The sequence below is a fragment of the bacterium genome (genome assembly GCA_016699045.1).
In the GTDB taxonomy this organism is placed as follows: Bacteria; Babelota; Babeliae; order Babelales; family RVW-14; genus AaIE-18.
Genome location: CP064957.1, coordinates 303920 through 317099, shown reverse-complemented (window position 1 = coordinate 317099; position 13180 = coordinate 303920). Strand labels below are relative to the sequence as shown.

The 13180-nt window shown below is 42.3% G+C and carries 13 protein-coding genes and 1 tRNA gene; 2 read left to right on the top strand and 12 right to left on the bottom strand.

What is annotated here, in order from left to right; translation table 11 throughout:
- Window positions 1–387: 387 nt before the first annotated feature.
- Window positions 388–738: an IS200/IS605 family transposase gene (tnpA, locus tag IPF37_01385; protein QQR49479.1), complete on the top strand. Its 351-nt coding sequence runs from the start codon at window positions 388–390 to the stop codon at window positions 736–738.
- Between the two features lie 3 nt (window positions 739–741).
- On the opposite strand, the gene IPF37_01380 is transcribed toward tnpA, so the two are convergent.
- From IPF37_01380 to IPF37_01335, 10 genes are all read right to left on the bottom strand, one after another.
- Entirely contained in the window at window positions 742–1002 is a 261-nt protein-coding gene (locus IPF37_01380; GenBank protein ID QQR49478.1) for a hypothetical protein, read from the bottom strand.
- Between the two features lie 45 nt (window positions 1003–1047).
- Complete coding sequence (locus IPF37_01375; protein ID QQR49477.1) at window positions 1048–1866, bottom strand: hypothetical protein; 819 nt, start codon at window positions 1864–1866, stop codon at window positions 1048–1050.
- A gap of 78 nt (window positions 1867–1944) precedes the next feature.
- Window positions 1945–4212, bottom strand: coding sequence for a hypothetical protein (locus IPF37_01370; GenBank protein ID QQR49476.1), 2268 nt, complete (start codon window positions 4210–4212; stop codon window positions 1945–1947).
- 106 nt (window positions 4213–4318) lie between these two features.
- On the bottom strand, window positions 4319–4792 hold the full coding sequence (locus IPF37_01365) for a tyrosine-protein phosphatase (GenBank protein QQR49475.1): 474 nt from the start codon (window positions 4790–4792) through the stop codon (window positions 4319–4321).
- Between the two features lie 177 nt (window positions 4793–4969).
- On the bottom strand, window positions 4970–6106 hold the full coding sequence (dnaJ, locus tag IPF37_01360; protein ID QQR49474.1) for a molecular chaperone DnaJ: 1137 nt from the start codon (window positions 6104–6106) through the stop codon (window positions 4970–4972).
- A gap of 296 nt (window positions 6107–6402) precedes the next feature.
- Window positions 6403–6489: transfer RNA gene (locus tag IPF37_01355), tRNA-Leu, on the bottom strand.
- A gap of 83 nt (window positions 6490–6572) precedes the next feature.
- Complete coding sequence (locus IPF37_01350; protein QQR49473.1) at window positions 6573–7475, bottom strand: NAD-dependent epimerase/dehydratase family protein; 903 nt, start codon at window positions 7473–7475, stop codon at window positions 6573–6575.
- A gap of 57 nt (window positions 7476–7532) precedes the next feature.
- Window positions 7533–8912 carry an FAD-dependent oxidoreductase gene (locus IPF37_01345; GenBank protein QQR49472.1) on the bottom strand — a complete coding sequence of 460 codons (1380 nt, stop codon included), beginning with the start codon at window positions 8910–8912 and terminating at the stop codon, window positions 7533–7535.
- A gap of 82 nt (window positions 8913–8994) precedes the next feature.
- Window positions 8995–9396, bottom strand: coding sequence for a TonB family protein (locus IPF37_01340; protein QQR49471.1), 402 nt, complete (start codon window positions 9394–9396; stop codon window positions 8995–8997).
- Window positions 9397–9708: 312 nt separating this feature from the next.
- The gene (locus IPF37_01335; protein ID QQR49470.1) at window positions 9709–10086 is read right to left on the bottom strand and encodes a hypothetical protein; all 378 of its coding nucleotides are present in this window, start codon (window positions 10084–10086) and stop codon (window positions 9709–9711) included.
- Between the two features lie 172 nt (window positions 10087–10258).
- On the opposite strand from IPF37_01335, the gene IPF37_01330 reads away from it, so the two are divergent.
- On the top strand, window positions 10259–11014 hold the full coding sequence (locus IPF37_01330) for a hypothetical protein (protein ID QQR49469.1): 756 nt from the start codon (window positions 10259–10261) through the stop codon (window positions 11012–11014).
- Here the strand turns inward: IPF37_01330 and tilS are convergent.
- Both tilS and prfB read right to left on the bottom strand, forming a co-directional pair.
- A complete protein-coding gene (gene tilS / locus IPF37_01325) occupies window positions 11011–11970 on the bottom strand; it encodes a tRNA lysidine(34) synthetase TilS (GenBank protein QQR49468.1) in 960 nt (319 codons plus the stop codon). The genes IPF37_01330 and tilS overlap by 4 nt on opposite strands.
- A 15-nt stretch (window positions 11971–11985) precedes the next feature.
- Window positions 11986–13089, bottom strand: a complete 1104-nt coding sequence (gene prfB / locus IPF37_01320; GenBank protein ID QQR49467.1) for a peptide chain release factor 2 — start codon at window positions 13087–13089, stop codon at window positions 11986–11988.
- Window positions 13090–13180: the final 91 nt, after the last annotated feature.

Sequence of the window (13180 nt, the reverse complement as noted above, 5' to 3'; positions counted from 1 at the left end):
AATATTTCTGAGGCTGGCGTATAAAATTAGCGTTCAAAAAGCAAGAAGGCCACGATTCAAATCGTGGCCTTCTTTAGATAAATTCAGAAGTTGGAAGTTAATCAATATCGTTAAGGTTTTGGGTGTTAGCAGTATTGTTTTGAGCATTATAAAAATAATAAATGCCCGCGCCAACGCCAACCGCAACAACGACGCCGCCAGCAATGTACATAACAACCTTTTTATTACCATGAGCAGAATACCCCAAGGCTTTTCAAGCCTGGGGATGAATGCGAGTCCACTTGGCGCTGAAGCAAAAAGCGAAGTATTTTTGCGAAGAGCCAACTGAAGTGGCATACTGAGACTATGAAGAAATATTGGTCAGGAGCACATACAAGGCATAGATTAATGTACCACTTAGTTTGGATCCCAAAATATAGAAAAAGGATACTAAAGGGAGCTATAGCAAAACGTATTGAAGAATTGTTTCGGCAGTGTGCAGAAGTAAATCGATGGGAAATTCATGAGCTGAACATTCAGTCAGATCATGTTCACATGCTGATTCAGATAAAGCCGAGCATAAGTGTTAGTATGGTTGTTCAGCTGTTCAAGGGTGGTAGTAGCAAGATAATGAGAGAAGAGTTTGCAGAATTGGAAGAATTTTTGTGGGGAGATAGCTTCTGGGCAGATGGCTATTTTGCAGAAACAGTTGGCCAGTGCAGCGAAGAAGCTATCAGAAAATATATTCAGAACCAGTGATATTCAAATGTTCATTGAGAAGCCCCGGCTTTTAAGCCGGGCGGTGTCACTGGTTGGTGTTTTTACTTCAATATTCGCGCTGTCAGCGAGTACCGCTTGATCAAGCGCTTGTTGAACGGTTGCTATAATTTCTTCGTTAGACATGCCGTGCTGTGCCAAAGCAACGCATTGTTGTAAGTTTGCTTCAATGCTGTGGTTGGTAATATGCGCTGATGCTTGGCTTGCTACCAGGCTGAGAACTAATGCGCTTACGATTTTTTTCACGATGGTCCTTGAATAAACTATTTGTTAATCGATTCCGTTGATGTCTTAATGTTGTTTTTTTTCGCGAGCTTCTTGTTCTCGAGCGATGCGATCAAGCTCTAGCATGGTTTTAAGAACGCGCTGTGCTCGCGCTAATTCTGCTCTGTTTCTAGCAAGGTCCGCTTCTCTTTGCACTTTTTCGCTATTTTCTCTTTCGTGATCTGCCGCAGCTTTGGTTTTGGCTGCGTCAATTTCAGCTTGTGCTTGTGCCCAATATTGCTCTCGATTAAGGCTTGGTTGATTTGTTTGCCATTCTTTTTCAATGTTTGCAAACAAATCATTGCCATGCATCTGGCTAAAAAACACTTGTTGGTGTTCTGCTTGATCTTCTCGTGCACGATTCATGAATTCCGTATCTTTTCTCAAATCATTAGTTGCAGAACGTAAAACGTTTTCTTGCATTTTGCGTAAAACTTCTTGATGTTGTTCGTGATTTTCTCTTACTTGCTCACCAAAGCCACGCGGCTCACGAGGTTCTACTTGATCCCTGTTTTCTGATCTGCCAGATTCATTGGTTGGTTTTTTAGATTCTTTTAAATAGTAATAAATGCCAGCACCAACGCCAATCGCAACAACAACGCCGCCAACAACGTACAGAATAACTTTTTTGTTGTCTGGCGTTTTTACATTGATATCAAAGCTGTCGGTATGTGCCGCTTGATCAAGTGCTTGCTGCACGGTTGCAAGAATTTCTTCATTTGACATGCCCTGCTGCGCTAAAGCAATGCATTGCTCAAGGTTTGCTTGAATGCTGCAGTCTGCAATCTGTGCTGGTGCTTGGCTTGCCATCAGGCTGAGAACTAATGTGCTTACGATTTTTTTCATAATAGTTTCCTCAGTTAAAAAGATGAAAGTCCTGGCGGCAGGTTTCTGCTTGGAAACCCGCCGCCCACGTTGTACGATTTACTTTTTGCTAGCAATACGCTCGCTTTGTGCTTGCGTTTTGTTATTCATAACGTCGAATGCATCTTGCAAAATATCGTCGTCAAAGCCTTCGCTTTGCAACAAGTCAAGTGCAATCGCTTGGTCAGTAATACCTTTTTCAAGCTTGTACGGGAAGGTAATGGTGTTGTATTCATCACGTTCAATGTACACTTTGAAGTTTTCAAACTTACCATTTGGTGCTTTGTCTTCAACAGTATCTGACGCCAAATCAGTCATGACGATAAAGTGTGTTGCAAGAATAGCCAAACTATTGTTGTAGGTAGCCAATTTCTTTGCAATACCGTATGCCGCTGCTTGACCTTCTTTTGGATTGGTACCGGTAAAGATTTCGTCCATGATTACAAAGCTAAATTGGTCGTTGCGCAGGCTGCGTACTTGGCGCAAGAGTTCTTGTGCGCGGTGCATTTCTGCTTGGAACAAAGATTCTTTGCCTTCGGTATCAGCAATGTTCATATACGTATTTACCAACGCAAATGGCGTCATAGTCATTGAACGAGCTGGTGCAATACCAAAGCTTTGTGCCAACATAACGCAAACGGTAATGGACTTGAGCGCAGTAGATTTACCACCAGCGTTTGGACCAGTTACCACGGCATTTTTAGGATCGTTGCCATGGCCAAGCGAAATGCTGTTAGGAACCGCTTTGTTTGGGTTCAAGACTGGGTGCCAGAAACCTTCAATGTTCAAGTACGGGGTTTTGCTCGTTACGTAATCAACAAAGCAGAAGTTGACGTTGTCATGGTTTGCAAACTTTTTATACAGTTTTGCAACGGACATGAACGCATCAATTTCACCAACTGATCTGATTGAACCAATCAAATTGTCTTTGACGTCAAATATTTCTTTGAATGCTGCCATGGCGCGGCCTTTGAAGGCAAGCATGCTTGGTTCAGTTTTGAACGTGTCAGCACGCAAGGTAGACAACAACGACGCGGTGCGTGTGTTGCCGGCTGAGAAAGTGTAGGCATTTTTAACTGCTTGCAAGTTGGCGCTTAACTCTTGTTTCAACGTTTCATTGCGATTTACCAATTGTGCAATTTCGCCAACGGTGTTGGTGATAACAGCAGCACTGTTCATGCGGCGATGAATATCGTTACTTACGTTGTTGAACGTGGTTGCGTCGTTAACGGCGGCGTTTACTGAGCGGTAGTATTGGTACATGTAAAGACTGAGCATCAAAGCACTAAAAACACGTTGGCCCGCGCCTACTTCTTCAGTGCGCTTGTATCCACCGATTTCATAATCAATATGTCCTTTATAAAGCGGCTGTATGAATACTTTGTGGCAGCATTTGAGAAACCATTTATAAGAATTTGCTCCGTTTTCACGGCCGAATTCTCTTTCGAATTCCGCTTGAGAACCAGGTGTTGAGAAGAGTTTGCCATAGAACAAACCGTTAACCATTTTATACATCAAGTAAGTCAGTAGTATTGGCTGAATTACTTGAATGCCTGGATTAGCCAAGGTCCAGGTACCTGAAGCTTGGAGCAGGGCTTCATTTTTATTGTAACCAGAAAAATCAATAAAGAATTTCTTGCCAAAATAAGCTTGATCAAAATATTTGCTTACTTCGTCATCCATTTCTTTCCAAAGCCACAAGAAATCTTTCTCTGCCGCTTTGTACGTTTCAAGTTTGGCATCGATTTGGTTGAACAATGCTTGATCTTCAACGAGCGCTTTAACAATATCTTGACGGCGTTTAAGCTCGTTAATATCATTGGTCGCTTCGTAAAGCATGCGTTGCAACTCAACCGAACCAACAGAAGTTCTGGTGTTGTTCAAAGCTTTCAGCAAATTGTGCTCAGGATTTGTTCTGCTGCCGCAATACGTTTCAAGGTCGTTGTGAACGTTGTCTGAAATAACGCTTGCCGGTTTGTCGTTAGCTTTAAAAGACAAAATTTGGTAGATGTATTTCATTTTTTCTACATCGCCCATTTCTTGCACTTTAATATCTTTGAGCTGTTTTTTATCTTTCAGATCAATTTTTTTATTGTGCTCGGCAATTTCTTGTGCTGCTTTTTTTTCTGCCATTTCTTGCTTTGCCATTGATGGCAGGTGCAAACTGGCAAGGTGGCTGTAGCTGCTGTTGCTGGCGATCTTGGTTGCTTCTTCTGCTTGTGCTGCTTGCACGGCAGTTACCAGAAGCATGTTGAAGCTAAAACAGGCAACGAGTACGCGTGCGGTTGTAGCGCTGCGTTTCTTAAAAGTGTGTAACAGATGTTGCATAAAATCCCCTTTTGGATTGTTGCGTGAACGGACAATACCTAGTGTTGGCAGACTCTAACTTTTTTGCAATGAATTGTCAAAAAAATAGTGGATTTATAAGTGTTATTTATGAAAAACAATGAGCGTAATTTTTTGGATTGTACTCGTGCGTGAGCCATTTATAATTACGCCAAATAGTTATGAGAAATTTTTTGGCAGGGCGGCGGTGTGCGATATAGCCATGCCTGAAAAATGAAAAATGTTTCAAGGCAATTTTTTTACTCAGCTTTTGTTGTTCCAAGACCCACAATGCTGCCGCTTCGCCGGTTCGATCGGTGCCGCTCTTGCAATGAATTAAAATTGGCTGCGGGGCGTTTTTGTAGAGCGTAAGAAGTTTGATCAGATTTTTTTTGCTGGACATACTGCACGCGTTCATGCTGATGTTGAAAAATTTGACGTGAAGTTTGTCGGCCATTACTTGCTCTTGCTGCCACCATTTTTTGTGCGCATTAATGCCGCGCAAGTTTATAATCGTTTTGATCTGATATTTTTTGAGATAATATTCGAGACGTGTGGGGTTGAGTTGGCGAGTGCGGTACAATTTACCGTGCTCAACGGCAGAAAAATTGTCGAGTCGTTTGCGAAAAAAAGCAAGCCCGTGGCCGTGTGGTGTGCTGAGAAAAAGTAAGATGATGAGTGAACAATATTTTTTTTTGATAAAAAAGCCCCCTCTTTAATACATTCAGTATACCGTCATGCTTAAAGAGGGGGCAATAGTTTAGCCTAAAAAGCGTTTGAAAAATGATGAAAAGCTGCTGGAGCCTTTGTAATGCTTTTGCAGTGTTTCGTCATACGCAAGCAAAGCTTTTTTAATATCTTCGTTAATTTTGGTTGGAATATCGCATTGCGTTACGATAATTAAATTACCGCGTTTGCGACCGCGCAAATCTGGAAAGCCTTTGCCCGGAATCATAATTTCTTTACCGACTGGACAGCCCTTTGGAATTTTAATACTTTCCGTGCTGCCATCAAGTAGTGTCATTTCAATTTGGCATCCCAAAACTAATTGCGGGTACGTCAGTACCAGCGTGGCTACCAAATCGCTATCGCGGCGCGTAAAGGTTTGGTCGGCCGCAACGCTCATGACCAAGAAAAGATCGCCCGATGGTCCGCCAAAAACACCCGCATCGCCCTTGCCTTGCAAGCGCAATTCTGCGCCGTCATAAATGCCGGCTGGGATGTTGATGGAAAAATGGTCGTGTTTTTGCACGCGCGATTGTCCACGGCATGAAGTGCAGGGCGAAGCAATCGTAAAGCCTTGGCCGTGGCAGGTGGTACATGGTTGCGAGTACGCAAAGAACCCTTGACGGTAATGCAAAGATCCACTGCCGCCGCATGGTTTACATCCTTGCGGTTTGCTGCCGGCCGCACAGCCTGAGGCGTTGCAGGCGGTACATGGAATGTAATGGAAAACTTTGATTTCTTTTTTGCAGCCTTCGTAGGCTTCTTTTAAGCTAATTTCAGCACGTTGAGAAAGATCGTGGCCTTTTTGTGGGGTTGGCCCGCCAGCGCGTTGCTTTTTGCTGCGTCCTTGGTTGCCAAAAAGGTCACCAAAAATGTCGCCAAAATTTTCAAAAATATCTCCAAGGTCTGAGTACTGCTGTCCATGATCGCCATGGCCACCTGCGCCGTTGACGCCGGCATGGCCAAATTGGTCGTATCGTTGGCGCTTGTCGGTACTTGAAAGTACTTCGTACGCTTCAGCGGCTTCCTTGAATTTATCTTCGGCTGCCTTGTTGTCGGGGTTTTTGTCAGGATGATATTTGATGGCTAATTTGCGGTAGGCCTTCTTAATTTCGTCCTGCGGGGCGTTTTTAGGGACGCCTAAAATATCATAATAATCTTTTTTGCTCATAGCTCTTACCAGGGTTCTAGGGTCTAAAAAATCTTAGTCAGTTATGCTTAGATTATAGCATGGGAAAGGCCTTCAGACAAGGGCTTTTTTGAGGGCCGCCCTTCGATCCTTCGACAAGCTCAGGATGGGCGGGATCTGAATTTTTCGTTAACCTTGTTTATTAGGTTATTTTGGGTGCCATAAAAAATGGTCCCACTGGGGGATGCTCCGTACGCCCTGAGCTTGTCGAAGGGTCGGAGCTAGGACAAGCTTAATTTGGCGAAGATGGCCGTGCCATACGAAGCCTTGGCGAAGTATGGTGCCGAAGAGGGGACTCGAACCCCTATCCTTTTAACGGGACTAGACCCTGAACCTAGCGTGTCTACCAATTTCACCACTTCGGCATACAAAAGCGTACCTTCTGGTACTCTTTATCCGTTGCTAAGAATACCAGTATTTATGTATTTGCCAAGCTTTTAAAAGGGTGCTACAAGCCCGCAACCAATTTCTGGTATTTTTCGCAATTGGCCTGCGAATGCATAATATCGTTTTCACGCGAGGGTTTAAAGTCGATATCAGTTTTTTGAATTTTGAGCTCTTGTTCAAGGTTTGCGATGAGCTCAAATAAATTCATACTTGTTCCTGAGCCAATATTAAATACTTCGCCAACACTTTTGTTCAAAAGCGCAAGGCGTAAGTTTGCTTGTACTACTTCATCAACATTAATAAAATCGCGCGTTTGCGTGCCATCGCCGTAAATGGTTAGTGGCTTTTTAGTCAGTAAATTATTTTTAAATTGAGCGACAACGGCAGCATAAACGCCTTGAGGGTTTTGGCGGTTGCCATAAACATTGAAATAGCGCAAACATGTGGTATTAAAAGCATACTTTGCGGCGTATTCTTTGCACAATTTTTCGCCTTCGTACTTGCTTTTGGCGTACGGACTCATTGGTTGTGGGGTGTCTGTTTCATGGCAGTGAGAGTTTTGGTTGCCATAAACGGCAGAACTTGAAGAGAAGACGAGCGTTTTTACATTGTTTTGATAGCAACCTTCAAGAACATTTCTGGTTCCTTCAACGTTAATTTTCCAGCACAAGTCTGATTGATTTACTGATTGTGCAACGGAAACAAACGCAGCTAAATGAAAAACGAAATCTTTATTTGCGGTTGCTTTAAGAACGCTGTGCAAATGGACAACGTCGGCATAAATTAACGTTATGTGAGCTAGAACTGAGCGCAAATTATTAAGGTTGCCGGTAGAAAAATTATCCAAAACGCTGACGCGGGCGCCAAGTTCAACAAGCTTTTCGACTAAGTGCGAGCCTATAAAGCCGGCGCCTCCGGTAACCAAAACCTGTTTATTTTTATATAATGATTCAAGTTGCTTCATTACTTCTCTAACTCCCTTTTTTGTGGCTTTTAGGTAAACGTTTCGCTCTTAAAAATGTTACAGGCGATGTCCTTTATGATGTTGTGGTTTGTGTAGTATGGGCAATGATGGTGGTGTGCTTGTGTGCGTATGCCCCAGTTGTGCCAGAATAGTTTCTGCTACCTTTTTACCATCAAGAACCGCTTCTTGCATGCTTGAGTATTTCCATTCGCCAAAACGACCAATCGAATAAATGTTGTGTTCTTGTAAATTGGCAAGAAGCTTAGTGAGATTCTTTTCCCGCCATTGATCATAAATAACGTAAGCATGTTCAAGATTAAGAATCTTTTGCGTGATAATATTGTCATGCGTTAAATGTAATGTTTCAAGCGCTTTGCTCAGAGCATTCTTTGTTATTTGTTCAAGTTGGTTCATTGTTTTTGAGCCTCGTAGATATGAACATTCCCCATAAATCGCACTAGATCCTTGTTTTACTGACGTTGGGTTGATGTTATTCCAGAAACCAAGTCGATAAAAAGGATATTGTTTTTCTGGATAATAAAGCCAGTGTTTATCAGCAATATCTTCTTTATCAAATCCAATATTAAAATTGAGTACGCCGGCGCATGAAAGTTTTTTGCTGGTCTGGTTCCACGTTGTGTGAGAGGCGTTGGTGATGCTGGTCAATAATTGGTCAAGTGGTAAAGTGGTAACGAGAATTTCAAAGGATGTATGGTTACCGTTATCGAAGTGAATTTTTTTGTCTGCTAAATCGATAATAGAAGCATTATGGTTGATGTGGGGTTGGTTTGAAAGTTTGGGTGTAATATTTTTTATAATAAACTCAATGCCGCCTTGTTTTGGATAATAAAATGAGCTGTTGTAGCCAACGCCTGTTTTGGTTTTAACGGCGCCATAAACAATATCTTTAAGCGTAGTTTTTGGAACAAATCGACCGGTCCATGATGGCATTAATTTTTTAATATCGCACGAAAGAATTTTTGCTTGATAGGGAAAGAAAAAATGCTTACCAAAACCTTTGCCAAAATATTTTAACACCCACTCATAAAAATTTTGTGGTTTTTTTAGTGATTTATGGCGATTAATAAAACCATTAAGGCAGTCATAAATAACGCTGGCGTCGCGACCGTGAAGATTAATTTGGAAAGGGTAGTCGGTGATTTGATGATGCAGGTAGATGCCTGATCTGCGTTGTACTAAATTGAAGTTATCAAGATTGGCGGTTGTCTGCAAAAAGCTTTTAAAATAGCTGTCGCTAATGTGCAGCAGGTGGCCCGTGAAATCGAAGGTAAAACCATCTTGTTGAAACGACCGCAACAGGCCGCCGGCTCGATCTTGTTTTTCAAACAATTGATAATCAAAAAAACCTGCCTTTTCCAAATGGTAGGCTGTCGACAAACCTGTCAGCCCAGCGCCTAGTATAACAACCTTTGGCACGAGTTCTCCTTTTTGTAGATTTGTTATGAACCAATGATAACAAGTTACTAAGTTTCCGCAACACTCTTGTGTTTTGGCATTGCTAAAACCCGAACATGTGCGCATGGACCGATATAATTCGTCCTGTTGCATAAACAGTTTTGTTGAAATGTTTCGGAAGTGGTGGGAAGGGGGCTGCGTGGCGCATGGTGGCCAGAATAATATCATCAAGTTCACGCATGCCACTTGATTTGATAATATTGGCACATACCAACTGGCCATTTTCATTGATGCTAAATTCAACAACCGCTTTTCCTTGCAGAGGGCGTGCGGTAAAATTGCGTTCAAAATTTTGTTTCCACGATGCTTGGAGTTGCCAGTTAATCCGCTGTTCGTACGATAAATATTTTAGCTCTTCAAATGAAGGCATTTTGTTTTCATCGCCCTTGCGCTCGAGCCAGTCATCGCCCTTGTCCAGACGATTTTCTAAAAAACCGCGCGTCATAGCGATAATATTTTTTTTGGGTGCAGGGAGTGGGTCGATTGTTTCTTGTTTTTTAATGAGCGGCGAAAAATCTTTTGCTGGTGCCTTTAGCGCGGCAACTTTTTGTTGTGTCTGCTCAATTTTTTTGATTCGATCTTCAAGTGATTGGTGAACTTTTTCTGCTGGTTCTTTTTTCGCTTCTTGTTTTGCCAGTCCGTCATTTTTTGCAAGCTGAGGGGCTTGGGCTGGTTTTTTTTGATCGGAGATTGGTTGTGGTTTTTCTTTTTGCGTAAGTTTATTTTCTGGCGTAGCCTGTTTTATGGGGGCTTCTTTTTAAGCTCTGCTTGTGTTTGTTTTTTTTTCAACTATTTTTTCTTGTGGCTGCGTGTCTGTCGCTGCTTGTTTTTTGATTTCTTGTTCGGGCATTTGTTGTGGTATTTTTTCGTTTGGTTTATCAAAAAAGACAAAAGAACCAAAATCCGACTTGCGGGGCTTGAGGGCGGCCGGCAGTTCATTTTTTGCCATGATTGGTTGAATCTTTGTTTCAAATGCTTTAGCCAATTCTGGCAGGCTCAACCTGAAGCCAACATTCAAAGCAAAAAAAAGCACAAAGAAATGAACAAGTAGTGAAGTAAAAAGGACAGGAACAAGGCGCCCCTTTTTTGTTGGCAATAGTTTTAGATTATAATAAAAACGGAGTTTGAAATTCATTACTTCTCCAACGCCTTATGTTTTAAAGATCGGCTCTCCAATTTCATTGTACCGTTTTTTTCGGTAAAAAGTCAGCAGTTTTGTCATAGAAAATGGAGATTGTTTACCTTGCAGTTCTCATCGTGTTAAAATCATTTCAAAGTTGGGGCATTTTTGGGGAGAGGAAAAAAGTATGAAAATAGTTGTTGTAGGGGCTTGTTTATTATTGAATCTGGCCGTTTCTTTTCAATGCGGTGCCGTGCGTCGTTCACTTGAGCGGCAGCGCATTGAGTTGAGTGATAAATTACACATAGCGCCGGAAGCTCAAATAAAAATAAAAAAATCTGAACAAAAGGATCAGGTTTTTTTGAAAGAAGCTCGCAAACTCAAAGTTTCTGATGAAGTTTTGGAAGAGCTGCAGTCTGGCGACGCATCGTTGCGGTTACAGCGGAAACGTTGGGTTTTGTACAAGCAAAAAGAGGCAGCACGTTTAGAATTGGAGCATGCGCAACAAGCACTAGTAATGGCGCAGGAGCATATAAAAAAGCTCGAAGAAGAACAGGCAGAAAAACAAAAAGAAATGGCTGGTCGGCCACATTATTCTAGTGCCGTGCAGCAGGCCGAAGTGTTTGCAGATTCATTTGAAGAATGTATTTTTATTTGGAAAAAGCATGCTGCTTATGCACAAAAACGTCTTGAGAAAGCAGCTGAAAAATTTGAAAAAAGCGAATTAGCTTATCGTGTGTTGTTTGCTGATTATGCCTCATCCCAAAAAGAACTTTTACAACGTCAGTATGAAGAGCATCGCGAAAAAGGACGTGTGCGTTGGTGGCATCGAATGCCTCTTTTTGGCAAGAGGGCGCGCGAAGTGGCTGAAGTTCATCGCAAGCTTGCGCAGCAAATGATTGAGGATCGTATGGATGAAAAGATGGTAAAAATAGGACGCTAGTTTTGATGGTGCTTAAGCCAAAAGTGATCTTGTTTTTTTATGAGCGACCAGTGTGCTGAAAGCTGGTGCTTGCCGCCTCGCGGGTTGAGTAAAAATTTAAGTACTTCGGTAATAAAGTTTTCGCTTGGTTTAAACGATGCTTTTTCTTTAATGAGCAAATCAATAATTAATCTTCGTTGAATGACAGGATCGCAGGTGCGAAGTACTGCAAGAGATCCGGTTTTTTGCGAAGCAAAAACGAGCGTTGCTGCTTGTTTGGTAAGATTTTTCAAAAAATCATCTTCGGCTTGTAAATGTTTGATCGTGCTCTCGCATTTTTGCTCAAAGCGTTGGTCGCACATGCGTAAGGCAGGGATAACATATTTTCTAATTTTATTGCGTAAAAAATCGTCAGCTTGGTTGGTGGGGTCGATCAAATAGCTTATACTGTTTGATTCAAGAAATGCAACCAGGTCGTTTTTATTTGTTTCGAGCAAGGGTCGAATGTATGGCATATTGACCCTGTTCATACAACGCAGGCCGGTAAGTGAGCTGCCGCGGAGTAAGCGTAAAAAAAACGTTTCTTGCTGATCTTGACGGTGGTGGGCAAGGGCAATACAATCTGCCATTTGTTCTCGCATTACTTTTTCAAGAAACGCGCGACGCAGCTTCCGGCCAAGTTCTTCCAATGAACCATGGTGTTTGGTAGGGAGTGCTCGCTCGCTAAAGAATTGAATACCATAATTTGCGGATAGCTTCTGACAAAAAATAACATCATCGGCCGAGTTATGTCGCCAGCCATGATCGAGATGTGCTGCAATAAGCGTAATACAACCTTCGCTATGAAGTTGAGCAAGCAGATGTAGCAAAAAAACTGAGTCTGGTCCGCCAGAAAGGCCCAGCACAACAGTTGGATTTTCTATGCAATGCGCAGCAATAAGTTGTTTGGTATGTGCGATCAGATTGGCAATATTCATACGATTATTCTGGTATTATTTACTTTGAGTTGATGCCGCAGCGGCATCAAGCAATAATGCTGCTTCAATAAACATCATCAGATCGCCATCAAGTACGAGATCTGGTTGTGGTGACTCAATATCAGTTCGGTGGTCTTTGACCATTTTGTACGGATGTAAAACGTACGACCTGATTTGGGAGCCCCATTCTATTTTTTGTTTCTTGATCGCACCTTCTTTTGCTTTGCGCTCATCTTCTTGTCGTTCGAACAAGCGGGCTTTAAGCAACTTCATGGCGGTTTGTTTGTTGCGTGCCTGGGAACGTTCATTTTGGCATTGTACAACGATGTTAGTTGGTAGGTGGGTTATTCGTACGGCCGAGTCTGTTTTGTTGACGTGCTGGCCACCAGCGCCTCCTGCACGGTACGTGTCTATGCGCAAGTCGTCTTCATTGATTTCAATTTTAACGTCTTCAACTTCAGCCGTTATTGAAACAGCTGCAAAAGAGGTGTGTCGACGTTTATTCGAATCGAATGGTGAAATTCTAACAAGGCGGTGAATACCGTTTTCAGTACGTAAAAAGCCGGTCGCGTTTTTCTTTTGAACGTACAAAGTGGCTGATTTTATGCCCGCTTCTTCGCCGGCTTGGTAGTCGATAATATCAACATTAAAGCCTTCGCGCTCGCAAAAGCGCAAGTACATACGCAGCAGCATCGACGCCCAATCTTGGGATTCGGTGCCGCCAGCACCAGCGTTAATACTCATGTAACAATATTTATCGTCGCCCTCTTGATTTAAGAAGAGCTCGAGTTTAAATTTTTTGATTTTACGGCAAAGAGGATTTATTTCAGGTTCAAGAGCCGCAAGCTCTTGCTCATTTTCAGCAAAAAGCTCAATCATTTCAAGATTGTCGTCGTAGGTTTTGGTTACGTCGTTATAACTTTCAGCCAAATGTTTAAGACGGTTGTATTCGCTGGAAATAGCGTCCCGATCTTTGTGTTGCCAAAAATTCGCCCCATTCACTTCTTGAGTGAGGGCGGCCAGTCGAGGTCCTGACTGGGACTGTTCCCAAAAATGTCTGATTGCTTGGACATCCGGTTCAACCGATTTTAGTTTTTCGCGTAAATCATCAATGAGCATAGCTTGTAAACCTAAAGGTCTTAATGACGTGATTATTAAAAACTAAGATTTTTACACTAGTAAACACCAATTTGATGATCTACGCAAGAAA